The sequence below is a fragment of the Neobacillus sp. DZ-9 genome (assembly GCF_059587065.1).
Genome location: NZ_JCAIOL010000005.1, coordinates 237,755 through 261,783, shown reverse-complemented (window position 1 = coordinate 261,783; position 24,029 = coordinate 237,755). Strand labels below are relative to the sequence as shown.

The window sequence follows — 24,029 nt, the reverse complement described above, 5'->3', positions numbered from 1 at the left end:
CCTTTTTTAATAAAATAATTGTAACTAGGTATCCAAGCGGGAAGTATAAGAATCCTTTCCGCTATTTCTTGTAAATAAAAATTATACAAGTACTTCCCCAATTTCCTCTGATCGAGCTGAAAGCCACCTATCCCAAACTTCAGCGAATACCCCGGTCAATGCAAGCGAAACATGTCCACCTTCATAAACCTCATAAGATTTATCTTTACTTGAAACAAGGTCCATCAGCGGAAGACTTTGCTTGTCTACAATAATTGTGTCACGTGAGCAAGAGAAGACAAAAAGCGGGCAGTTTATATTCTTTAAATCCACCTTCCTGCCCCCAATCACCAATTTTCCTTTTAAGAGTTTATTCTCTTGATAGAGATCGTTGAACATCTGTTTGAATGCAGCACCTGCAAACGAAACAGAGTCCTTCGTCCACTTATCCATTCGGCGCCACTTTTCTACATATTTCTCATCATGTGCACGGGTAACCAGATTAATTTTAGAACTTGCAGAACCCGGAGATACCATCCTAAATATCAAATACATAATTTCTGATGGAATGGTCCCATGTGCATCGGCAAAACGGTCAAGACTTAGCTGCCCCTTTTGTAGTGCTTCCAGCAATTTATCAGGAAAGATGCCGATACTAAAATCGATTGGAACGGCTGCAAGGGATAAATTCTTAATTGGCAGTTCGGTGATTGAAGCAAGAATGGCAGCAATGGTTCCACCCAGGCAATAACCGGCAAGGGAAATTTCCTTTGCACCTGAATGTCTTAAAGCTCGTTTAAGGGCGTTCTCCAAATAATCAATGATATAATGATCTAGTGTGATATCAGCATCTTCAAGCCCAGGGGACCCCCAGTCCAATAGGTAGACATCATAGCCGCGCTCGGTAAGTCCGCCTACAACACTGCTTCCTTCACCGATATCAAGAATGTACGCCTTATTTAACAAAGAGTAGACTAGAAATACTGGGATGGCATGTCTTTTTTTCTTTGCAGGATGAAACCATAAGGTTGCTTTATTTTTCTTCCAGACAGTCTGTCTTGGTGTAGGTACAATCTCTGGCTTTGGCTCGGTCATAATTTTATAAAGCTGTTTCCACCGTTTCGTTTCTTTTTCTAAGTTAAAGTTTGGAAAAAGGTTTGTTCCAAATGCTTTCATTATTATCACTGCTCTCCTCGATGTTATTTAATTTTATTACCGGTGAGCACCAGTTCTTTATCCTGCTTCTTTTCCGGTTCTTTTTTCTGCTTTTCCCGTCGTATTTCGATGAGACCTCTCTCTATTTCTTTCCGCAATTCCTGAAGGTCAGCATTCATTTTTTGCGTTTCCGCCACCTCTTTGGACATCTTTTGGAATTCATTCTTCATTTGCATGACAATTGTTAATATCTCTTCGAACATTCCTACATTTTCTTTCGTAATGGAGCTTACACTGTCTTGTAATTTCCAAATTTGTTCTTCTAAAATATCAATTTTTTCTTCTGTCTGAATAGATTGCTTCGCGGCATTCGCGACATCTTTCTTTGTCGGGATATTCATTAGTGAAGCAAAAAGCTCTTGGTTCTTTCTAAGTCGCTCTAGGTAAGATGAATAGGTGTTGATGCCGAAACCTGCTGTACGAACAAATTCTTCGTTGTTTGCTAGGTTATATAATAGGCCATTTACTTGTTTGTCCCACATTTCACTCAATTGGTTGAAACCCAAAAATGGATCAAAGGTTTTTTCATTTGACATACTGATGCTCTCCTTAAATTAAGACTTTGTAGGTTCTTTTTCCATATATTTATTTAGCGGGAAAATAAGGTCTTTGAATGGTGTTGTAAACAGATTGACAAACCCTTTTTGAAATTCATAAATCGGATTTCCAGCTTGTTTAACAGCTTGGATATATTGCAATCTTCCTTTTTTCCTAAGATCCATATATTGATCAATCATTTCTAGGTATTTCTCAATCGGCTGGAAATTTGCAATCGTTTGACTAGGAGTACTTAAGGGAGTCAATACACTCTTTTGAATCTGATCCATTTGCGCATTCATTTCCTCATAAGACTGAATCGGAAAGAAATGCTGCAAGGTGGTGGTTGACATTAAAAATTGTTCTCTTGCAGTCTTTTCCCATTCAGTAAATTCCTTTGTAAGTTGCTCTGCTATTGCTTTTAAATTCCCCTGATTCCTTTGTACACTTTCAGAGCATCGTCTCACCTCTTTTAAGAAGACTTCGTCGCGATGATCAGAACTTTTTGCCCATTCATCTAATTCATCAAATGCATATCTCCAGAGCATGTCTAAGCTAGAAAGCGATGCTTCTTTTTCGCCATCGACAGTGATTACTTCGTCCTGTTTTTCTACTTTCAATGATTCTTTTAAATTATCTTTTTTTGCAGCCATTTTATTCCCATCCTTTTAAAAATTTGTTAAAGATTTTGGTTTAGTTTGAAGTCTAGGTTATTAATAAGTCCAGTCAAATAATCTCAAATCTATGTTGCCACTAGAGGTTCACTGTTCTTTTTTCATTCTTTGTTGCGCTTCGTTGTTTTGGCTTTCCGAAAAGGAACATGAACATAGCTGTAACCAACATAGCAACAGAAATTCCATATATGGATGAGCTAAAACCCGCTGCTGGATTTGCACCTGAAGCTTGAATGAGCTTTCCAAAAATAATGGGAGCAAAAATACCTGATGATGTCATGATTCCATAATAAGTTCCTGTCATAAGACCTCGCCGCTCAGGGAGTAAACTAATGATTACTGAAGGATTAAGGTTTCCAGCTGTAGTCACTAAGGTATACACTATGGAGAGGATGATGATGATCGAACCCTTTCCAGTAGCAAGGGGATATAACGCATATATAATGCCTGCTAGAATCAGGCTACTGGCAGAAAAAAGAATTCTCGACTTCCATAAATTTAGAGTTTTTTTGTATATTCGATCTGAAAAAATTGCAAGTACTAATGCAAATATCGCGCCAATTAATCCAGAAATGGCAATAATATTTCCAGCTTGTTGTTCAGTGAACCCCTTAACTTTCATTAGATAGGCGGGATTAAAGGTAAGTCCAAAGACAATATAAGAAAAGCCGATACATGCAGCTAAGGATGTAAAAATAAAAATAGGAGATCGTAACGCTTTCCACTTGTCTTTCCCATTTGTCTCTAGTTTGTTTTCCTGTTTGCTTTCCTCTTCTTTAAACGAAACATCTGTTTTCAATCTTCCGAGCCAAAGCCAGCCAATTAACCAGACAAAGCTAATAATGCCAGAAATAAAAAATGTTTGTTTCCAACCAAAATTTGACATTAGAAAAACCACTATTGGAGCTGAAACCGCAATGCCCACAACATTGCCAAAATTTAAGATGGATATGGCTAATCCACGTGATTCCGGTTTAAACCATTTACTAATATGACTGGTTGCGGTTGCTTGAAAAGGACCTTCTCCTATACCTAGTAATACCCTGCTAAATAAAAGTAATGGAAGGCCAGAAACAATTATCACCATTGATTGCGCAATGGTCCAAATAATCGCCATAACTATCAATAATTTTTCTGTTCCATAACGATCAGATAAAGAAGCCCCTAATATTCCAGCTAATGGGAATAACCAAAAAAAACTGCTTCCTACCATTCCAAATTGAGAGAAAGATAGATTCAAATCCTTCATAATATGAATTCCGGCTAACCCTGTAATGGATTTATCGGAAAAATTAACAATAGACAAAATAAAAAGTGCAAGTAAAATAACCCATTTGGTCCAACCTTTCATTCGTACTCCTGCCTCTCAACAAATATTTCTTAATTTTTAATGGCATTAACTTTTTATACCCAAGGAGGAAAACACCTGCATTGTTCACCTTTATAGCGGATAAATTTAAGCAGGTGCTATTTGTTAATTAAGGTGTTACGATATTGGTTAATCTGTCAAACTCGTCTAATAGCAATAAAAAGTCATTCAATTTTGTTTGATCACCAGAAATGTTTAATTTACCTGCTGCTGCTGCTTGTTCTGGTGAAAGCAAGCCGAGTCCAACCCCAAAGAATGTTAATCGTTCCAGGGTTAAGGAAACATCCGGATTAGCGTCTAATTTTCCAGCCTTATAAATCAGAACGGAGTTTTCTAAATAAATAGCAAAGTTTTGGTTAATATCGGATAGAACTACATTCAACGTTATTTTTTTACCTTCTGCCCTTAGTCCGTTTAGTTTAACGGCGATCAGCTTTAAGAAATCCTCGATTGGCATATGGTTGATAATTCCGGAAACATCTAATGGGGCAAGATCTTTCTTGATTCCATTCCTGAGTTCGGAAGCACCAACAAGGTAAATATTACGCCAATTGGCTGATTCGGCTTGGTAACCCAATTGTTCGTAGGCATCTGCCAATAAATTTTTGGCTTCCGAATTTTCTGGGTCAGCCATTACGACATTTTTTAATACTTGAGCTACCCAGCGGTATTCCCCATTTTCAAAATCGGCTTTTGCTTTTTCCAAAATGGCTGACGCCCCGCCCATGTATTCTACATATTTCAGACCCGTTTCCACCTGTGGTAATGGATCTAAATCGGAAGGATTTGCACTATAATAGCCCAAATAATAATTGTATATCCCCTTTGAATTATGCTTCAACGTACCGTAATATCCTCGATTTCCCCAATACGTATCTAATGATTTGGGAAGTTTGATTGTTTCCGCTATTTCCTCCATCGTATATCCGTTATTAGCTAAACGTACGGTCTGGTCGTGCATATATTTATATAAATCGCGCTGCAATTTCAAATGTCCTAAAGCACGTCCTTTGCCCCAAACAGGCCATGCATGAATCATAAGCAAGGCATCAATCTCTTCGTTTTCAAATAAATCGATGGTTTTATCGAGTGAATTGGCCCAATGCAGGGCATCCCGAGTTTTTGCCCCTCTTACCGTATAAATTTGATGCATCAATTGATTGGCGTTCTCTGAGACAAATAATGCTTTATAATCTCGTATATAAAAATGCATTTCAGCTGGTGCTTCAGTGTTCGGGGTCAACAAGAATTGAAAGGTTACCCCGTCGATTTCCATCGTTTGGGTTTCATTTTCAATTTCAATCGTTGGCAGTGCAAAACTCATGGTTCCAGAGCTCATCGTATTACCTATACCAATTGATACCGAACCCTCCCTGCCATCTGGAATATTTTTTCCGAACTGATACTCGGCACGGCGCGCCATAATGGTACCCAAAAGCACATTTTCACTTAATGCTTCCTTTGTAAAATGCTGTGGGGCTATAATTGGAATATCTGGGTTTTCCGCATATTTTTGAACTGCTTGAATACCGCCGAAATGGTCAACATGACTTTGACTAATAATGATCGCTGAAACTGGCTTTCTTGGACGATGTTTATAATATAATTCCATTGCGGCTTCTGCAGATTCAGTACTTCCTAATGCATCACAGACAATGACTCCTTGTTTACCTTCAAAAAAGAAAGTGGTGGCCATGGATTGCCCACGCACTTGATAAATACCTTCTACAACTTCAAATAAACCAGATATTGCTTGTAATTGGGCATTTCTCCAAAGGCTTGGGTTCACTGTCTCTGGAGCAGTATCGTGAAGAAAATCTAACTTATCGATGTCCCAAACGACTTCCCCAGAAGGACCTTTTAGGATGGTAGATTCCAAAGGTGCAATAAAACCGCGGTTCGCATCCTCAAAATCCTGTAGATCGTCGAAATTTAGTGATTCATATACTGCTAAATTTACTTTTTTTGTAAAAGAAGTGGCGGACTTAGATTGATTTAATATTTTACTAATCATATAAACCTCCGAGGATTGTGTTTTTTTAAAATGCTACAAAAAAGGAAAACACTTTTGACTTCCTGGCAATAAGGTCCGGTCTGGAGACCATACATAAACAGGAGGTTTCAAGTGTTTTCCGTGTGACAAGATTGCCTATGGTCGTGTTAAGCCTCTATTGCTTTTAGCTCAAACACTTCGTTTATCACTTTGGTGATAATTGGCGCTGGTATCTTGAAGAAAACTCCTGCAGGGTCATGATGTACAGCCGGCACCAATAGGTGAAGCTTGTCTTCGTTACATTCAAAGTCAGCAAAAGAATCAGGTAAATTTACCGCTTTACGTAAATCTCTTATATATTCGATAACTTCCTCTAAACATTTTTCCGGTTGTTCTGATGGATTCTCGATACCTAGAGCTTGGGCAAATCCAGTGATTCGCGGCAAATAGTAGGCAGGCAAAGATTCCATAACATTTGGCAACAGTACAGCATTAGCCAGTCCGTGCGGGATATTGAATTTTGCCCCGATTGCATGCGCCATATTGTGAACTGGAACGGCATTCAGACATAAGCAGAAAGCAGAAATGGCCATCGAACTTGCCATCAGCATATTCGCTCTTGCTGAAAGCTCGTCACCTTTGTGCACCGCAGTCTTTAAATTATCAACAATCATACGAATCGATTGCAGGGCATAGGCATCTGTCATCGGATTCGCCTTCGGTGAAAAATAAGCTTCCACTGCATGCGTTAAGGCATCAAATCCTGTAAAGGCAGTTATTTTAGGCGGAAGGCCTACTGTTAAATCCGGGTCTAAAATCGCCATGTCCGCATTGATAAACGGATGAATCAGGTTTGATTTAATTCCAAGATTTTCATTAAGGATAACTGCTACTGGTGATACCTCCGCACCTGTTCCCGCTGTTGTCGCAATGGCTACATGCGGAATCGGAATATAATTGGCAGCTGGCCACCATTCCATCACATTTCCTGTAAGAAGAGATTCACGAATATCATCTAGGCCTTTATGGAGCATCCACTTGATACCTTTTACTGTATCTAAGACGCTGCCGCCGCCAAGAGCGATCAAGGCATCACCGTTGCACTCTTTAAAGAAACGGGCCCCCCGATTAATAATTCCGCCCTTTGCATCCTGTTCGATTTCATCAAACACCCCGACAAGCTCTGGTGTACCAGGCATGATTTCAAACAATTCTTTAATTTTCTTTGTAATTCCGGCTTGAGTTAACCCTTTATCTGTGAAGAGTACTGCCCTTTTACCTCCAAGCCCTTTAATCATCTCAGGAAGCAATGTCCTAGATCCCGCCCCGCTATTTACAACCGTTCGTACAGAAAATTGAAAAAATGATGTCGACATTAAATCACCTGCTTTTTAGATTTGTATTGATAAAATTATCACAATAATATTTGATACCATGGTCTTTGGCTTACTTCAGGCACGAGTGAGCAGTGGACATGCTTGAGTTGAGAATATTCGTCCAATGCATGGCGTCCTAATTCCCGGCCAAAACCACTTTGCTTGTATCCGCCAAATGGCGCATCACTTCGGAGCATATGCCAATCATTGATCCATATCGTTCCTGCCTTTAATTCACGGGCAATTTGCATGGCTTTATTTACATCCTTGGACCAAACGCCGCCTGCTAGTCCATAAATAGTATCGTTCGCAATTTCGATTGCCTCCTCAACAGTGGAGTAACGGATGACTGAGAGCACAGGACCGAAGATTTCTTCTCTAGCAATCTTCATGTCATTATGAACATCTGCAAAAATGGTAGGCTCAATATAATAGCCATTTTCAAATCCTTCCACAATTGCACGCTTTCCTCCGCAAACCAATCTCGCCCCTTCTTGAATTCCAGATTCTATATAAGAGAGTACGGTATCCAATTGTTGCTGAGATACCATCGGTCCCATTCCCGTTGCAATATCTAATGGATTTCCAATTTTAATTGTGCTTGCAAGTCCAGCTAATTGTTCAATGACTTGTTCATAAATGGAATCATGTACTAATACACGCGTACCGGATTCACAAACTTGCCCAGAGTGTGTCAAGAATCCGAATAAAATGCCAGGAATGGTAATGCTCATGTCAGCATCAGGTAATACGATTGCCGGTGATTTCCCACCTAACTCAAGCGTGACGCGTTTCACCGTTTTAGATGCCTGCTCCATAATGCGGCTCCCTACTTCTGTAGAACCGGTAAAAGCCACTTTGTCTACACTTGGATGCGTGACAAGCGCTTCTCCAATGCTGGCACCAGGGCCAGATACAACATTGAATACACCTGCCGGGACTCCTGCTTCAGCTGCCAATTCCGCTAATTTCAAGGTAGATAGCGGTGTATTGGATGCTGGTTTGACTACGATTGAGTTACCCATAGCCAACGCAGGAGCAATTTTCCACATAGCTAAAATCATTGGAAAGTTCCAAGCAGTCACAGCTGCTACAACCCCAAGCGGCTCACGCCAGACTTGGTTATTGCTTGGTCCAGGAAATGGTACAGTAGGAAGAGACTCAACATACGGATACTCTACAGTAAACTTTGCTGTTTGCTGTAAAAGATCTACAATGGATAGGATGTCTAAGTTTGAAATCCGTCGAACTGTCGCTCCCGAACTAATAGACTCTAAGTAACCCAGTTCTTCAGCATGTTCAATGATCTTGTTTCCAAATTGGACAAGTACGTGAGCACGTTCTTGTGGAGATTTTTTAGCCCATACTCCCGAATCAAAGGACTGTCGAGCAGATGAAACGGCCGCCTCCACATCTTCTTTCCCAGCTTTCGCTACCTTAGCCACGACTTCACCAGTTGCAGGGTTGATTACATCAAACGTTTCTCCGCTTATCGCTGGCTTCCACTCCCCATTTAAAAAGAGTGGAAATTCCAATGTTTGCACTGCTGCTTTCATAGCAATTCCTCCTTATTCTTTAAAAACCAATCATTATTTTTTAAAAAATGTTCCTTATCAAACTAATAAACTTCCACTTGTTCAACACGCAAAGCTCTTCTCAAAATCTTTCCAGTGCTGTTCTTAGGTAATTCCAACATAAATTCCACTTGTTTTGGCAGCTTGTACTTTGCAAGCTTGTCTTGGCAGAAATACAGGATGTCATCCATCGTGATACCATCATCATTAATAACCACAAATGCCTTCACGATCTCTCCGTATTCTTTATCCGGAACTCCGATCACGGCTGTTTCCACTATGGCCGGGTGTTGGTATAATACCTCTTCGACTTCTCTCGGATAAACATTGTATCCGCCAACGAGAATCATATCTTTCTTACGGTCAACGATATAAATGTATCCATCTTCATCCATACGGGCCAAATCACCCGTATAAAACCAACCGTCTTTCAAAGCAGCAGATGTGGCTTCCGGCATTCCTAAATAGCCGATCATTACATTGGGACCTTTTACAATTAATTCGCCGATTTCGCCTCTTGGAACTTCCATTCCATTCGGATCTACCACTTTATTTATTACTTCTGGTATATCTACACCTACTGAGCCTGGTTTACGAATTCCTCGTAACGGATTGAAGGCTGTTACAGGGGCTGTTTCAGAAAGGCCATAGCCCTCTAAAATGTGAACCTTAAACTTCTCTTCGAATCTATGTATTAATTCAACTGGAATCGAAGCCCCGCCTGAAAAACAAACACGTATCGATGAAAAGTCTTCTGCAGTCGATCCTGGCACTTGAAACAAAAAGCTAAACATGGTCGGAACCCCGGCAAAAATCGTTGCATTCTCTCTTCTTATCGTGTTGATCACTTCGCTTGGACTAAATTTCGGAACAATGACAATGGCTGCCCCGCAAGCAATCGGAATGTTGATACAAGTCGCCATACAAAACACATGGAACATCGGAAGAACCGCAATGATACGATCTTCTTCAGTAAATTCGGTAAGCTGGGACATCGAAGCTGAATTGGATGCCATATTCCGATGGGATAGCATCGCACCTTTCGGCTTACCTGTCGTGCCGGAAGTATAAAGAATGACCGCCAAGTCATCCTCTTCGATGGAAGGGCTTTCAAAAACTTCATTTGGTTCCTGAATGAGACACTCCCAAGGCCAATCGTTTTCAAATGAATCTGTATAGATGGTCATTTTCAACTTTTCTAGTTTTTCTCTCAACGGGGCAATTGTCACTTCCAACCATGAATGAGCAATAACACCTATTGCTTGGCTATTCGATAAAATATAGGAAATTTCTCCTTCAGTGTAAGAAGGATTAATTGGAACAACCACTCCACCTGCCCGAAGAATCCCATAGTAAGCAATTACAAATTCAGGACAATTACCAAGCAATAGAGCGACTCTATCACCCTTTGCGACTCCTGCGGCAGATAAGGCTGATGCAGCACAATCTACCATTTTATCAAGTTCTGAATATGTTTTACTTTGATTCAGAAATGTATAGGCGGTGCGATTTGGAAATCTTGCTGCACTGTTCTTTAAATTAACATTCAAATTCAAAGACATCCTTTTCCTTTCCTCCTTTTATTTTTTAGAAAATTAAGATTTTCTTGAATTCATTATATATATAATTTACACTGAAATAAATCAACCAATAGTGAATTATATAGAAGCTACACTTCTATATTCAAAGGAGAAAACTATGCATATCGAACAAATGGAATACATTGTAAAAGTTGCTGAAACGGGATCTATTTCGATCGCAGCAGAAACCCTGCATGTTTCTCAATCGGGAATCAGTCAATCGATTACTAGATTAGAAGAGGAGTTGGGCGTAAAAATATTTAAACGCCACCGACGACTTGGTGCCGTTCCAACTGATGAAGGAAAAACGCTAATTAAAAAGGCATATGAAGTAATGATGAAGCTTCAAGAATTTAAAGAAGCAGCTCAAACTTATAACACTGTCAATTCTGGAAACTTAAAATTATCATCTATTCCCGGATTTATGCTGTTCCTGTTAGAACCTTTATCTTCTTATAAAAATGCCTATCCAAATGTGGATATAGAAATTTCAGAAAAACCGGTCCAGCATATTATCGAGCATGTGCAAAATAATCAAATTGACATTGGATTAATTACGATATACGAAGATTTATTGAAAAAAAGAGAAGATTTACTTTTTGAAGTAATCCTTGAAGGAAAGATGATGGTATCCGTTAGCAAAAAGTCACCATTTGCAATAACTAAAACCATTACTCCTCAACAATTGATGTCTCAAAAAGTTATTTTATATAATGGTGATTATGTAAAACAATTTGCAAGTAAGTTAATGAGTAAATTTGGACCTATGAATATATTATTTACATCAGATAATACAGAAGTAATTAAAAAGGCGATTGCGGAAGGCTTAGGAGTTACTATCTTACCTAATTTTACTTTGTTAAATAATCCAGATGTTTTAAGCGGTGAAATCGTTCCGGTCGAAATAGTAGAGTATGACCAAGAAACAATAGGTCTAGGGTGGGTCCGCTCCGTTCATAATAAATTTTCAAAAAACACAAAGAAATTTTTGGAACATTTTAAATTCCACTCCCGGATGCTGACTTATTCATCTCATAATGATTAGTGTTAAAGAAAACTCCCTTCCAAAAATGAAGGGAGTTTTATTGTAGAACTCATTTATGAATTAAAACTTGCTTTTAATTCTTGTAGGTAAAAATTAAAAGAACTTTATCCATTTTCTTAATATTTATTCATTATTTTTTTTACAAAAGACTATTAACATTATTTCCCCATTATTTGTTTACCAAAATAATGTAAGCAGAATAAAATATGTGAATTTGAATAAAATCCTCCATTTTACACAAAATGAAAAAAATGATTTTAGAGGGATTTAGATGAAGATAAAAAATGGCGATAAGGACAAAAGCGAGACCTCCCACAAAACAAATGATCAAAATTGGCTTGAAAGATTATCCAAATCGAATGATTTCGTTCACGAGCATACTTCCTTAAGAGAAGAAGAGCCTTTTTGGATTTCATATTATCGCACCCTAATTTCATCGGACATTTTACACCAGGATGTTCTGCCCTATTTACAAGAACCTCTTCCACTAGAAGAATTAAAAAGTAGAATCACTGTCCAGGAGATTATCTTTACCAGGGATGAAGAGAAAATCATCCAAAGTATTATGAATGGGTCCTTGGCTGTTCAAAAGCATCAACATGATGAAGAATGTTTATTAATTAATATTGCAAACACCAAATTTCGTGATGTCAGCATACCAACGCTGGAATCATCAGCAGTTGGCCCGCAGGTTGGATTTATTGAAGAAATAGACACCAATATTAATCTTATCCGAAAAAGATTGCCTGTTCCGGAACTCCTCGTAAAGGAAATGAAGGTTGGAGAACTTTCCAAAACAAGAGTAGCTGTACTTTACATGGATGGAATTGCTGATCCAGAAAATGTAAACACCGTCATCCAAAGAATAAACGATATTCAATATGACCATATTCAGGACAGTTCATATATTGCATCGATGATTGAGGACAATTCTAATTCTTTGTTTCCGCAATCGATATCAACGGAAAGAACTGATCGAGTTGCCGCCGGATTGACAGAAGGAAAAATAATCATTGCCGTTGATGGATCTCCAAATCTCGTCATTCTTCCCATTACCTTTATGGAAGCTTATATTGCAATGGAAGATTATAGTTATTCCTGGATTATTGGAAACTTCTTCCGTTTATTGCGTTTGGCAGCTGTTTATATCTCCATGTTGGTAAGTCCGTTGTATGTAGCCATTATGACTTATCACTATGAACTAATACCGGCAAAGTTACTGGAGACGCTTGTTGGCTCACGGGAAGCCGTCCCCTTTCCTCCATTCTTAGAGGCTCTTTTCTTGGAATTAATGATTGAAATGGTAAAAGAGGCCGGAATCCGGTTACCATTAAAAATTGGACAATCACTAGGTGTTGTGGGTGGCATTGTGATAGGGCAAGCTGTTGTGGAAGCAGGATTAACAAGCAATGTTTTACTCATTTTAGTAGGGCTAGGTACTTTAGCTTCTTACACTTCCCCAGTGTATAAATTCAGTAATACCATTAGGTTTATTAAGTTTCCAGTTATTTGTTTTGCCCAATGGTTCGGTTTGTTTGGGGTATTTTTTTGCTTTCATTTCACTGTTGTCCATTTACTGCGGTTAACTTCGCTGGGACGCCCCTATTTTGGCCAGTATCCTATACGGAAAACGTCGATTCAAGATTTATGGATAAGGCTCCCTTTCTCGATGCAAAAAAATAACCCAATAAACTTGAGACCACAAAAAAAGAGAAAGTCTACTGGTACTGGAAAGAACCCAGAGCCATTGAACGATTTTTATGAATAAATCGTAAAGGAGAATTCAAATTGCAAGTGAACATAAGGCATCAAGTTTCTCCTTATTTGGTCTTCTTTATTATTTACAATTCACAGGTTGGGGTTGGCATTTTAGGATTCCAGAGAGTCATTGCAGCGAAAGCGGGATACGATGCGTGGGTTGGTGTATTAGCGGCAGGGTGTTTAGCTCAAATCTTTGTATGGATTATGTATAAACTGCTAGGAAAAGCCAATGGAGATATAATTGATGTACATACAAATATTTTTGGAAATGTCCTGGGCAAATTTTTTAGCTTTATCATCATGTTTTATTACTGGTTAGCAAGCGTGTCAGTTTTACTCGGCTTCATAAAGATTATTCAAGTTTGGATGTTTCCTACTATACCATCGTGGGTGCTTGCTTTATTAATTCTAATATTAACGTATTACTGTATTTCAGGAGGATTCAGGGTTGTGGTCGGTATATCCTTTTTATCGTTCATTTTTCCGCAATTATTGTTAATCCTCCTTTATATTTTTCCATTAAAAATTGCGCATTTTTCTAATTTGCTGCCTATAATGAATCATTCCTTTATGGAATTAGTGGATTCCTTTAAAAGCTCGATGTATACATTAGCGGGAACGGAGACGTTATTGATGTACTATCCATTTATAAGGGACCCTAATGCATCCAAAAAATTTGCTCATTTAGGTGTCCTATTTACTACTTTACTCTATACGATTTCTGCCATTGTTTCCTTTACCTATTATAGTGATAATCAATTAAAAACGACGATTTGGCCTGAACTGACTCTGACTAAAATAATAAAGTTTTCATTTTTGGAACGATTTGAATACTTATATATATCCATGTATTTGATTATCGTTTCTGCATTAATCACTATTTTATTATGGTGCTCCAGCAGAGGATTTAAGAAGATATTTAATAAGAAGCAAAAGTATATATTACTCATATTAAGTCTATTAAGTGCAATCATTTGTCAATTATCAAATGGTTCCTTTTTGGAGATTCTTGATAAATATGTCACAAAAATGAACTTATGGATATTCTACGGCTATATACCTATGCTTCTACTTGTTTTTACCTTTCTAAAAAGAGGTAATCAAAATGGTTAAACGGTTAGCAATTTGGTTGGTTCTTATTTTATTATTATCAGGATGTTCCTTCCTCCCTACCTATATTGTCAATGAAATCGATATGATACAGGGGGTAGGATATGATCTGGCCGGAAAAAAGGACTTAATGGGAACGATTGTATTTCCCATTTTTAAAAGAGATAAAACTTCTTCAACAGAAGTTAGAACAGCTATAGGGAAATCCAGTAAAGAGGTTCGTTCGATCTTAAATAACGAAACTCGATATCCATTGGTAAGTGGTCAAGTCCGGGTAGCTCTTTATGGAAAAAAACTGGCAGAAAAAGGGATTAATGATTTTGTAGATACCATACAGCGTGATCCGTCTATTGGGAGCCTTGTTCAAATGGCAATTGTTGACGGGGATACTAATGAATTATTTAATATGAAGAAATTTAAAAAGGAGAATGTTTCAATTCATGTCCATGACGTGCTGGAACATAATATGGAATTTGGGCTACTGCCTCGAACTAATTTACAGACCTTTTTATTTCAACAATTTCAAATAGGACAGGATCCTTATTTACCTTTAATTAAAACGGAAAAAGATAACATTAGGATTACTGGCATGGCACTCTTTAAATATGATCAATATGTTACATCTATTTCAATGGAAGATCTTTTCATATTTAAGACTTTGGTTGAAACAAGCAGGAATAGTTTATACCAATTTATTCTAGAAAATGATGATACGGTCGTACTTGAAACTCTCAGTTCAAAGGTAAAGTATAAAGTAAAAATTGTCCATGGTAGACCAGAATTTACGATTCATCTAAAAATGAGACAAAGACTTCAAGAATTCGCTCCTTCAAAGAAACAAAGGGTGACTTTTGATAAAAAAAAGATTCAAAAACAGGTTGAACAGAAATTAGAAAAAAATGCCCTAAAGCTCGTCAGCCAATTTAAGAAAAATCATGTAGACCCGTTAGGTTTAGGAGCAAAATATAAGGAACATTATCGTGGATTTAATGAAAAACAATGGAACATGTATTATCCCAACATAAAAGTTCTTGTAAAAGCCGATGTAGATATCCGACAAATCGGAATTATTGATTAGTGAACTCATATAAATGACCCATCATACGAGGAAAGGTTTATTAACCTTCTACAAGATTGATGGGTCATTTTCAAGGCTATTGGTTAATATATAATCCCTCGTTTAACTGTGTCAACTTTCACGTTTATTTTAATAGGTATATCCGGATATTCCTTTTCCCAATTAATTTTTTTCCACTCTTTATGATGATCAGCGATTAAATAGCGTCCAATTCCAAAGGCATCACAATTAGCACTTTTTAGTGTTTCTACCATTTCATTCGCTTCTTCCTCAATTCTTCGTGCTACTTTTTTATTGAGATCCAACTCCTCTTTTTGTCCATATAATGACCCTTTTGGATATTCATTTATTTCGACAAACAGCTTAAGATTTATGGTTGCTGCTGGTTTACCTTTTACAAATTTAATATCCATATCTCTTTTCGTATTTAAAACCGAGAAAGAGACAAAATTTTTTACATTATTGCCTTCAATGTTTTCTAGACTTTCTGTCAGCTTAATATCCTTGCTCTTTTCTCCTTTTGCCATTAATAAAATAACTGGTTTGTTGCCTTTTAACGTTTTACCTGTAAAGCTTCTCTTGTGAAACAGGGCAATTCCTGTAACCTTTACCGTTCCTTTATCTATTTTTTCAATATACGGAAGTGTAAAATCCTCTCCTTCGTCAAACATACTTGTAAGTATCGTTTGTTGATTTTCAACAGGAACAATGGTGTGTTCTTCTGCACTTTTTATAAGATCAATCAATCCTTCACTTATCAAATTTTCCTTTAATTTTTTCATTTTGATGATATCAGAAGCTTCGCCCTTCACTACAGCCACTTTTGCTGCAAGTGAACTTCTTGGATCACGAAAAAAGACATCGAAGTAAGGATAAAGGTCCTTGGTCGCAATTTTGTCCCCAATCAATAAGATTCTTAATTTATTTGGTTCATAAACACCCGGAATTTGTTTGTCCACTTCTAATCTGGTTTCCCTTATTGTATTTCCTATTTCTTCTACTATGTAGTTAATCGACTCACTTTGACCGCCTGAAATGATTTTGCTTGTCCGGATTGCCGTTGTAGCTTTGATTTTATTGTTTTTCGCTAAATCGATACCAATACTTAAAACAAGCGAACTATCCTTTAAGAGTTTTTCATCCCAGCATCCTGACAGGACAAGCAAAACCATTAATATTAAAAAACCTTTTCCTATCATCATTTAGGTTCCCCTTCATTCATGTCTTTCCGATGGAAAAGCAAGGACAAAATGATAGCCAATAACGGTATTCCCACTGTAAAAATGAAACTTAAAATGGTTATCAGTTTAAACTGAGTAATGATGGATTCTCTTGAAGTTGGAATGAATAGAACAAGAAAATAAACAAGAATTGTTATGATAATTGTTGGAATGGTTCGTTTTTTTAAGTGAAATAGCGTACATAATCCCATATTTGTCAGATAAATATAGGAGACATAGCTGGTCATCATCATGACAATCCATAAGGAAACAATAATGAGATCGAGCCTCTCTATGACTCCAAAGATTGTAATCGATTTAAATAAATACAAAATGGGTTGTGGAATCAAAATCAATTCTTTTGAACTAAAAAATAAAATACAGGTTAACATCACATATATATAGATTAATGTTATAAACACAATGGAAAACATAGAGGACTTAACCTTACTTTTTATCGTACCCTTTACAAAAGGTAAAATGACCAATAAGCTGTCAAACCCTAAAAACGAAGGAATGCTGCTCCTGCTTCCTCTTAATATATTAGTAAAGCTAACTTCATCAACAGGAAATAAGTATTTCCAATGAAAATAAGGCAAAGAACCTAGATTCATGAACATGAGAAGAATAATAATCCAAAAACATAGCTGAAAAAAGCGTGTAATTATTCTTAAGCTTTCCTTTCCTAAAGAAATTCCAAGCATAAACATAAGCAATAAAATCACTGATCTTGGAGTAGAGGTAAGGATCCAGTTTCTGATAGTTTCCATGTATACCCGATTAATATTCATGCATATAAGGAAAAAATATATTAGGTAGCCCAATATGATTAACTTTCCTAACCATTTTCCGAACATAATCATACAAATTTCATAAATGGTTTTCCTTGGGAATCGACGATGCAAATAAAGATAGGTCAAGACCAGAAAAAAAACGACAAAACCAGTTATCAAAATGGATATCCATGAGGCTTGCTGGGCATCTTTGTATACCAAATGAGGAAATGATAAAATGCCTTCTCCTATTGTTGCCAGTACAATGAAAAAGAACATCTGAAAAGAGGAAATGCTCTCCTTCTTATTCTCCATCCTGAGTCCACCTCTTTTTTCCAGTGGATTGTTTTTGATTCATTGGTTTCGCTGTACTAGGCCGGTCCTTCATTTTCCAATAAGGTACTCTTATTAGCGTGTCTTTTAAATCGGACACACGAATGGGACCAAGTGGCGCAAAATAGGGAGCACCGAAAGATTCTAATTTTACTAAGTGAATCATTAAAAACATAAAACCTACAACGATTCCAACTAACCCTAAAAGCGCTGCCGCAACAATCATTGGAAAACTTAATAAACGAATCGATGAACTCATTTCATGAATAGGCACAGTAAAAGACGAGATTGCCGTAATAGCAATGACAATGATCATGGTATTCGAAACAAGATTTGCTTCTACAATTGCTGTACCGATTACTAATCCCCCTACAATGGCTACTGTTTGAGCCATAGAAGTAGGCAGCCGGATTGCCGCTTCTCTTAATAATTCAAGTGTAAGCTGCATAATCAAGGCTTCGATAACAGGTGGATATGGTACATATTCCAAACTTGATTTAATATTTGTTACTAATTCATAGGGAAGGACCTCATAATGAAAGGAAACGATTGCAATATAAATGGATGGTAAACTAATACTAATAAAGAAACCTAGCAGTCGGATTATTCGTAAAAACGAACCTAAAATAAATCTAGAGTTATAATCATCCGGAGATTGATAAAAGGAAAAGAAGTTTACGGGCATAATTGATGCAGTGGCGCTTCCCTCCACCAAAACCGCAATTCGACCATCCATCAAGTTTGCGACAACACGGTCTGGTCTTTCTGTTTCTAAAATTTGCGGAAATGGAGAGAATGAGCTATCCTCAATAAACTCTTCCAATTTTCCAGGTGTAAGATTATTCTCAAGATTAATGGTAGAAATCCGTTTTTTTACGATGTTAACCACATCTGGATTTGCGATGTTTTCTAAATAAAGTATCGAAATATTCGTGGTTATATCCTCTCCACCTACACTTAACAGTTCGTTCTTTAGATTTGGAGTTCTAATACGATTCCGAAGAATATTAATATTTTTATTTAAACTTTCAACAAACCCGTCATGGGAACCGCTTACGATTTTTTCTGAATCAGGTTCCCTTATGGAGCGGGTTTCAAATAATCCGGTATCCAGCAGGAAAGCGATGTTCGAATTTCCCTCAAAAATTGCGACTTTACCATCCATAATACCAGAATAAATTTTTTTAAAGTTATCAGTTGCACTTATATTCGCTATAGGTATATCCACGATTGAGTCTTTATAATCTAACTTATAAATTTCATTTACAATTCTACCGTTAACGATATCCTTATTCGTAATCGAATCGATAAAAGTAATCCCAATCTTCCGATCTTTTATATCGAAAACTCTTGTCTTAAAATCATGTATGTTAGAAAATTTATTATTCACCGTTTGAATATTCAAATGAAAATCTGAATGAATGGTATCCGTTAAAGTTTCCTCTGACATCCTAATCCTCCACATAATAGGTAGTTATAGGTTTCTTCATTTACCTAAGACCTATTCGTTCATACTTCAACTTAATAAAAAAAGACACCACATTAATAATGTGATGTCTTCAGAATATTAAACCCAGCCAAAAAATCTTACTGTTTGCGTAATCACCAATGGAACAATGATAGCAATAACGGTTGGTATTAGAAATGCTAAGAAAGTCCATTTCTTACTCTTTGTTTCTTTATAAATATTAAGCAGAGTCGTTCCACATGGATAATGAAGCAGTGAAAATAACATCATGTTTAAAGCGGTTAACCATGTCCAGCCGTGATCGAGAAAAATTTTCTTTAAATCCACCAAGCTATCAACTTCAGTTAATGAACCGGTTGATAAATATCCCATCAACAGGATTGGCAGTACAATTTCATTTGCTGGCAGTCCCAAAATAAAGGCCATCATAATATATCCATCTAGGCCTAACATTTTTCCAAATGGGTCCAAGAAGTTCACTGCATACATCAGGATACTCGTATCGCCAATATAAATATTCGCAAATACCCATGTTAAAATCGCTGCGGGTGCCGCGACCTTAACCGCCCGGACTAAGACAGACCATGACTTAGTTAAAGAAGAACGTATCACCGTATCAAAGATTTTGGGCTTGCGGTATGGCGGAAGCTCTAACGTATAGTGAGTCGGAACCCCCTTTAGAGCGGTTTTCGATAGTACCCACGAAACGAAAAAGGTCACAATGATTCCAAACATGACAATTCCAACAATGACACCTGTGGTGACAAGTGATGCCATCCCGCCTGTGAAACCAGCTGCCATAAATAACGAAGACAACACAATTAAGGTTCCCCAACGTCCATTACATGGAACAAAGTTATTGGTCAAGATGGCGAGCATCCGCTCCCGTGGAGATTCGATAATCCTTGTTGAAATAACGGCAGCAGCGTTACAGCCAAAACCCATGGCCATTGTTAATGACTGCTTTCCATGTGCCCCGACCCTTTTAAATAAACGGTCCATATTAAAGGCTACCCGCGGCAAATACCCATAATTCTCAAGTAATGCGAAGGTTGGAAAAAAGATCGCCATCGGCGGCAGCATTACACTTATAACCCAAGTTGTTCCCCGATATAATCCGAGTACAAGAATTCCATGAAGCCATTCTGGAGCATGTATAAAGGTAAAAAATTGGGTTATAAAACCTTCCAGGTAACCAAAGAACTCTGCTATCAAGGATGACGGAATATTAGCACCAGCTATCGTTATATAAAACAATAATCCGAGCATCGCAATCATTATCGGAAAACCAAAGATCGGTGATGTAAAAATGGCATCTAGCTTTTCTGTCCTCGTATCCCGTTTTGTTTTTGTATAGGCAATGCCTTCATGGCATAATTTATGGCTGCGATCATAAAGCTGTTGAACAATATCATCCCTCAGCTTTGGTGTTGACAGCTTTTGGGCTTCAGCAAATATGTGTTGAATACTCATACTCTACCTGCCTCCCGGACAATCTCTGATTTATTTCGTTCAATAAGGTTTCGTCTCCATCTAGCAATCTCAAAGAAACCCATCGGGAAGATAATTGATCGCCAACGATTTCACGAACCTTTGGTTCAATTTTCTTAATTTGTTCTTCAATTTCTTCGGAATACGCCATTCTTACCGGGTTACATTCAATGGCTCCAGTCACAATGCGATCAAGGGTATCTAAAAGCATCGGAAAGCCTTTTTTGTTCCGGGCTGAGATCTTGATGACAGGAACCCCTAAGCGATTCGTCAACAATCGTTCATTTATTTGAATCCCTTGTTGTTCGGCAACATCAATTAGGTTTATCGCAATAACCACGTTTTTTGTCATCTCTAAAACCTGGAGGGCAAGATTCAAATTTCGTTCTAACGATGTTGCATCGAGAACAACGAGCGTTACATCAGGTTTTTCGAAAACGATATAATTTCTAGCAACCTCTTCATCTTTTGAATTGGAAAAGAGCGAATAGGTGCCTGGGAGATCGATAAGTTGAAACGTTTTATCCTTAAACTGCACAGTGCCTTGGGCAAGCGAAACCGTTTTGCCGGCCCAGTTGCCGGTATGCTGTCTGAGGCCCGTTAAGGCATTAAACAACGTGCTTTTGCCCGTATTCGGGTTTCCCGCTAAGGCAATTCGATATTCAGTTCCCATCGGATACCAGCTCCCCTTCTATTTTAGAACTTTCCTCTTCCCTAAGTGCAATCGTTGTTTGGCTGACACGAAAGGCAATGGGGTCACCCAAGGGGCTTTTCCGTACGACCTCAACCAATGCGCCAGTCACAAATCCTAAATCTAATAATCTTCTTCTCATCACACCGTCCAGATTTAAAGAAGTAATTTTTATGATATTTCCTTTTTCACCATTCACTAATTTCATTGTTTTAGGTTTATCCATCTCTCTTTCCCCTCCTTCAAAGTTTTTACCTTGTGCAACTTTTTGTTAATTATATGACAAAGATTCCGATTTTGTCACCTTATTTACAAAAATAAATAAGAATTATTTTAAAAAACGGGACCCATGTCCAAGCAAGAAAAAAAAGCACGCTTCAAAACGTGCTTAAATTATCGTGTAGTCCCGCCATTCCTGCGGCATTAGATTTTGATATTTGGTTTGTAGAAATCGATCATCGGCAAGTATGATCGTTCCGTGGTCTTCTTCTGAACGAATTAATCTTCCTCCAGCCTGCAACACCTTATTCATTCCAGGAAAAACATAAGCGTAGTCGTAACCTTGCTTTCCCTTCTTGTCAAAATGGTCCTTAATTAAATTTCTTTCAAAACAAACTTGAGGTAACCCCACACCTACCACTACTACTCCATTAAGGCGATCGCCAATTAAGTCGACTCCCTCGGAAAAAATCCCGCCAAGAACAGCAAAACCAAGCAAAGTTTCTTTCTGATTTGGGGTAAATGCCTCTAAAAAAGCCTCTCTTTCTTCTTCACTCATGCCTGCTTCTTGTAAAAGTGTTTTCGTTTCAGGATCTGACAGTTTAAACTCCTCAAAAACGGAACGTAAATATTGATGGGACGGGAAAAAAATTAAATAATTGCCTGGCCGTTTTTTAATAAATGATTGAAGCATTTTTACTAACGGATCCTTCGTCCGCTCCCGGTCTCGAAAACGTGTGGACACCGGCTTTATAAGAATATCCACTTGTTCTTTTGTAAATGGCGAAGGGATTGAAAGGATGTAATCTTCCCCCTGTCCGCCAAGAATATCTTGGTAATACGGAAGCGGCGATAAAGTTGCTGAAAAAAACACTTTAGAGCGAAAGCCTTTCCCCATTTGCTTTAACAATTTTGAGGGATCCATGCAAAAAAGCTTCACAATTAAATCCGTTTTCTGCTTCTCGCCATAAATCATATAATGTTCGTCGAGAAGTTCTACAATTTTACAAAAGTTGTTTACCTTGAGGTAGGCTTCCAATAAATGATTAGAAGGTCCTGTTTTTAAAAGCTCCTCTGCAGCATCCAAAAATTGGCCAAGCAGGAGATTTAGGTTATCATCCCATTTTTGAATAGTAAACTCATTTTGATTGGCATTTTCTTTTTTCAAAGAAATAAACCAAGAATTCAATTTATGCGCTGCTTCATAAATCTCTTGATTGACTTCCTTAAAGTCTTTTTTCAATTGAAGAAACATTTCTTTGTTGATGGAAGCTGAAAACATTTCCCGCCCGCGGTCCACTAGATTATGAGATTCATCAACAAGTACGGCAGTCGACTTTTTCTGTTCCTCAATAAGCCGCTTTAATGAAACTTGAGGGTCGAATATATAATTGTAGTCACAAATAATCGCATCGACCACATAGGCTAGGTCAATTGAAAATTCGAAGGGACAGACTTTATGTTTTCTAGAATAAGTTTCAATTACCGCTCTTGTCATACCTTGTTCATTCGCTAAAATATCGAGTATGGCATCATTTATCCGATCATAATACCCATCAGCAAATTCACAGTGTTCTTTTTGACAGATGGTTTCCTCTTTAAAACACATTTTATCTTTCGCTGTGATGGTGACCGTTTTTAAACAAAGGCCGCTAGTTCGCATTCTTGCGAAGGCATCTTCGGCAGTGGTTCGTGTAATGGTTTTGGCCGTAAGATAATAAACACGGTTTAAGTGGCCTTCCCCCATCGCCTTAACTGACGGAAATATAGTTGAAATGGTCTTACCGATTCCTGTTGGAGCTTTCGCAAATAAATTTTTTCCTTCAGAAATCGTTTTATAAACAGCACCGGCCAATTTCCGCTGACCTTCACGATAGGAAGAAAATGGAAAACTTAATACCTTACAGCTTGCGTTTCGCTTCTCACGATGCTGAAATTGTAGCTGGGCATATGGTGCATACCCTTTGAGACAATCGAAAACAAATTGCTCTAGCTCTTGAAAAGTAAACGTCTTTTTTATGTATTTTTTCTCTTCTGAATCGACATGAACATAAGTTAGCTGAACATTTATGGCTGGTAATTGATGATCTCCCGAATAAATATAGGCATACATTTTTGCCTGCGCCCAGTGAACTGGATACCCCTCTCGTTCAAGGAGTTCAAGCGGATGAGAAAACGACTTGATTTCATCTATTGTCACTTCACCATCTTTGAATAAAAGTCCATCACATCTGCCATCAATGATATATTTGAACCCTTCAAAAGGAATTTCAACACTGAGGTAAACTTCCTTTTGATCTTCCTCTTGATAGGTTTTTTGGATTTTTTGATGAATTCTTGTTCCATCTAGTAATGTTGCTTTTGAACGAAACCGTGAATCGATACTGCCGCTGCGGTAAACATATTCAACAAGTGTTCGAACTGATATTTGAACATCTTTTGTCACTGAATCACCAACTCAAAATAGGAATACACGTTTGTATTTTTATTTTAACAGAAATGAAACAAAAAGTTGAAATTCTCACCCTCTTTTTTAAATTTCA

At 37.7% G+C, this 24,029-nt stretch carries 19 protein-coding genes; 4 read left to right on the top strand and 15 right to left on the bottom strand.

Going from position 1 to position 24,029, the window contains the following annotated elements; genetic code table 11:
* Positions 1 to 81: 81 nt before the first annotated feature.
* From AC59HZ_RS16195 to AC59HZ_RS16160, 8 genes are all read right to left on the bottom strand, one after another.
* Complete coding sequence (locus AC59HZ_RS16195; RefSeq protein WP_496546827.1) at positions 82 to 1,155, bottom strand: alpha/beta fold hydrolase; 1,074 nt, start codon at positions 1,153 to 1,155, stop codon at positions 82 to 84.
* 23 nt (positions 1,156 to 1,178) lie between these two features.
* Positions 1,179 to 1,730 carry a polyhydroxyalkanoate biosynthesis repressor PhaR gene (locus tag AC59HZ_RS16190; RefSeq protein WP_496546826.1) on the bottom strand — a complete coding sequence of 184 codons (552 nt, stop codon included), beginning with the start codon at positions 1,728 to 1,730 and terminating at the stop codon, positions 1,179 to 1,181.
* 18 nt (positions 1,731 to 1,748) lie between these two features.
* Complete coding sequence (locus AC59HZ_RS16185; protein WP_496546825.1) at positions 1,749 to 2,384, bottom strand: hypothetical protein; 636 nt, start codon at positions 2,382 to 2,384, stop codon at positions 1,749 to 1,751.
* Between the two features lie 100 nt (positions 2,385 to 2,484).
* A complete protein-coding gene (locus AC59HZ_RS16180) occupies positions 2,485 to 3,756 on the bottom strand; it encodes an MFS transporter (RefSeq protein WP_496546824.1) in 1,272 nt (423 codons plus the stop codon).
* A 127-nt stretch (positions 3,757 to 3,883) separates the two neighbouring features.
* Positions 3,884 to 5,788 (bottom strand): alkyl/aryl-sulfatase, encoded by a 1,905-nt coding sequence (locus AC59HZ_RS16175; protein WP_496546823.1) that lies wholly within the window; start codon positions 5,786 to 5,788, stop codon positions 3,884 to 3,886.
* Positions 5,789 to 5,934: 146 nt separating this feature from the next.
* On the bottom strand, positions 5,935 to 7,143 hold the full coding sequence (locus AC59HZ_RS16170) for an iron-containing alcohol dehydrogenase (protein ID WP_496546822.1): 1,209 nt from the start codon (positions 7,141 to 7,143) through the stop codon (positions 5,935 to 5,937).
* Between the two features lie 38 nt (positions 7,144 to 7,181).
* Positions 7,182 to 8,699, bottom strand: a complete 1,518-nt coding sequence (locus AC59HZ_RS16165) for an aldehyde dehydrogenase family protein (protein WP_496546821.1) — start codon at positions 8,697 to 8,699, stop codon at positions 7,182 to 7,184.
* 62 nt (positions 8,700 to 8,761) lie between these two features.
* Entirely contained in the window at positions 8,762 to 10,279 is a 1,518-nt protein-coding gene (locus AC59HZ_RS16160; protein ID WP_496546820.1) for a long-chain-fatty-acid--CoA ligase, read from the bottom strand.
* A 136-nt stretch (positions 10,280 to 10,415) separates the two neighbouring features.
* Here AC59HZ_RS16160 and AC59HZ_RS16155 point away from each other — a divergent pair, with 136 nt between their 5' ends.
* From AC59HZ_RS16155 to AC59HZ_RS16140, 4 genes are all read left to right on the top strand, one after another.
* Complete coding sequence (locus AC59HZ_RS16155; RefSeq protein ID WP_496546819.1) at positions 10,416 to 11,342, top strand: LysR family transcriptional regulator; 927 nt, start codon at positions 10,416 to 10,418, stop codon at positions 11,340 to 11,342.
* Positions 11,343 to 11,613: 271 nt separating this feature from the next.
* Positions 11,614 to 13,110 carry a spore germination protein gene (locus AC59HZ_RS16150; protein WP_496546818.1) on the top strand — a complete coding sequence of 499 codons (1,497 nt, stop codon included), beginning with the start codon at positions 11,614 to 11,616 and terminating at the stop codon, positions 13,108 to 13,110.
* 26 nt (positions 13,111 to 13,136) lie between these two features.
* Entirely contained in the window at positions 13,137 to 14,216 is a 1,080-nt protein-coding gene (locus AC59HZ_RS16145) for a GerAB/ArcD/ProY family transporter (protein WP_496547060.1), read from the top strand.
* Complete coding sequence (locus tag AC59HZ_RS16140) at positions 14,209 to 15,291, top strand: Ger(x)C family spore germination protein (protein WP_496546817.1); 1,083 nt, start codon at positions 14,209 to 14,211, stop codon at positions 15,289 to 15,291. The genes AC59HZ_RS16145 and AC59HZ_RS16140 overlap by 8 nt, the downstream gene beginning before the upstream one ends.
* A gap of 83 nt (positions 15,292 to 15,374) precedes the next feature.
* On the opposite strand, the gene AC59HZ_RS16135 is transcribed toward AC59HZ_RS16140, so the two are convergent.
* The 7 genes from AC59HZ_RS16135 to AC59HZ_RS16105 form a co-directional block, all read right to left on the bottom strand.
* Positions 15,375 to 16,493, bottom strand: a complete 1,119-nt coding sequence (locus AC59HZ_RS16135; RefSeq protein ID WP_496546816.1) for a Ger(x)C family spore germination protein — start codon at positions 16,491 to 16,493, stop codon at positions 15,375 to 15,377.
* Positions 16,490 to 17,599, bottom strand: coding sequence for a GerAB/ArcD/ProY family transporter (locus AC59HZ_RS16130; protein ID WP_496546815.1), 1,110 nt, complete (start codon positions 17,597 to 17,599; stop codon positions 16,490 to 16,492). Before AC59HZ_RS16130 ends, AC59HZ_RS16135 begins: the two co-directional genes overlap by 4 nt.
* Positions 17,589 to 19,067: a spore germination protein gene (locus AC59HZ_RS16125; protein WP_496546814.1), complete on the bottom strand. Its 1,479-nt coding sequence runs from the start codon at positions 19,065 to 19,067 to the stop codon at positions 17,589 to 17,591. Before AC59HZ_RS16125 ends, AC59HZ_RS16130 begins: the two co-directional genes overlap by 11 nt.
* Before the next feature lie 117 nt (positions 19,068 to 19,184).
* Positions 19,185 to 20,558, bottom strand: a complete 1,374-nt coding sequence (locus AC59HZ_RS16120; RefSeq protein WP_496546813.1) for a nucleoside recognition domain-containing protein — start codon at positions 20,556 to 20,558, stop codon at positions 19,185 to 19,187.
* Positions 20,533 to 21,249 carry a FeoB small GTPase domain-containing protein gene (locus AC59HZ_RS16115; protein ID WP_496546812.1) on the bottom strand — a complete coding sequence of 239 codons (717 nt, stop codon included), beginning with the start codon at positions 21,247 to 21,249 and terminating at the stop codon, positions 20,533 to 20,535. The genes AC59HZ_RS16120 and AC59HZ_RS16115 overlap by 26 nt, the downstream gene beginning before the upstream one ends.
* A complete protein-coding gene (locus tag AC59HZ_RS16110) occupies positions 21,239 to 21,493 on the bottom strand; it encodes a FeoA family protein (RefSeq protein WP_223590403.1) in 255 nt (84 codons plus the stop codon). Before AC59HZ_RS16110 ends, AC59HZ_RS16115 begins: the two co-directional genes overlap by 11 nt.
* A 162-nt stretch (positions 21,494 to 21,655) precedes the next feature.
* A complete protein-coding gene (locus AC59HZ_RS16105) occupies positions 21,656 to 23,932 on the bottom strand; it encodes an ATP-dependent DNA helicase (RefSeq protein WP_496546811.1) in 2,277 nt (758 codons plus the stop codon).
* Positions 23,933 to 24,029 lie beyond the last annotated feature (97 nt).

What these genes read in the sequence shown, in the direction of transcription:
- AC59HZ_RS16130 (WP_496546815.1), bottom strand. Translation starts at nt 17,599, where the DNA reads ATGGAGAATAAGAAGGAGAGCATTTCCTCTTTTCAGATGTTCTTTTTC.
- AC59HZ_RS16175 (WP_496546823.1), bottom strand. Translation starts at nt 5,788, where the DNA reads ATGATTAGTAAAATATTAAATCAATCTAAGTCCGCCACTTCTTTTACA.
- AC59HZ_RS16160 (WP_496546820.1), bottom strand. Translation starts at nt 10,279, where the DNA reads ATGTCTTTGAATTTGAATGTTAATTTAAAGAACAGTGCAGCAAGATTT.
- AC59HZ_RS16125 (WP_496546814.1), bottom strand. Translation starts at nt 19,067, where the DNA reads ATGTCAGAGGAAACTTTAACGGATACCATTCATTCAGATTTTCATTTG.
- AC59HZ_RS16150 (WP_496546818.1), top strand. Translation starts at nt 11,614, where the DNA reads ATGAAGATAAAAAATGGCGATAAGGACAAAAGCGAGACCTCCCACAAA.
- AC59HZ_RS16140 (WP_496546817.1), top strand. Translation starts at nt 14,209, where the DNA reads ATGGTTAAACGGTTAGCAATTTGGTTGGTTCTTATTTTATTATTATCA.
- AC59HZ_RS16180 (WP_496546824.1), bottom strand. Translation starts at nt 3,756, where the DNA reads ATGAAAGGTTGGACCAAATGGGTTATTTTACTTGCACTTTTTATTTTG.
- AC59HZ_RS16185 (WP_496546825.1), bottom strand. Translation starts at nt 2,384, where the DNA reads ATGGCTGCAAAAAAAGATAATTTAAAAGAATCATTGAAAGTAGAAAAA.
- AC59HZ_RS16190 (WP_496546826.1), bottom strand. Translation starts at nt 1,730, where the DNA reads ATGTCAAATGAAAAAACCTTTGATCCATTTTTGGGTTTCAACCAATTG.
- AC59HZ_RS16110 (WP_223590403.1), bottom strand. Translation starts at nt 21,493, where the DNA reads ATGGATAAACCTAAAACAATGAAATTAGTGAATGGTGAAAAAGGAAAT.
- AC59HZ_RS16120 (WP_496546813.1), bottom strand. Translation starts at nt 20,558, where the DNA reads ATGAGTATTCAACACATATTTGCTGAAGCCCAAAAGCTGTCAACACCA.
- AC59HZ_RS16165 (WP_496546821.1), bottom strand. Translation starts at nt 8,699, where the DNA reads ATGAAAGCAGCAGTGCAAACATTGGAATTTCCACTCTTTTTAAATGGG.
- AC59HZ_RS16195 (WP_496546827.1), bottom strand. Translation starts at nt 1,155, where the DNA reads ATGAAAGCATTTGGAACAAACCTTTTTCCAAACTTTAACTTAGAAAAA.
- AC59HZ_RS16155 (WP_496546819.1), top strand. Translation starts at nt 10,416, where the DNA reads ATGCATATCGAACAAATGGAATACATTGTAAAAGTTGCTGAAACGGGA.
- AC59HZ_RS16115 (WP_496546812.1), bottom strand. Translation starts at nt 21,249, where the DNA reads ATGGGAACTGAATATCGAATTGCCTTAGCGGGAAACCCGAATACGGGC.
- AC59HZ_RS16135 (WP_496546816.1), bottom strand. Translation starts at nt 16,493, where the DNA reads ATGATGATAGGAAAAGGTTTTTTAATATTAATGGTTTTGCTTGTCCTG.
- AC59HZ_RS16170 (WP_496546822.1), bottom strand. Translation starts at nt 7,143, where the DNA reads ATGTCGACATCATTTTTTCAATTTTCTGTACGAACGGTTGTAAATAGC.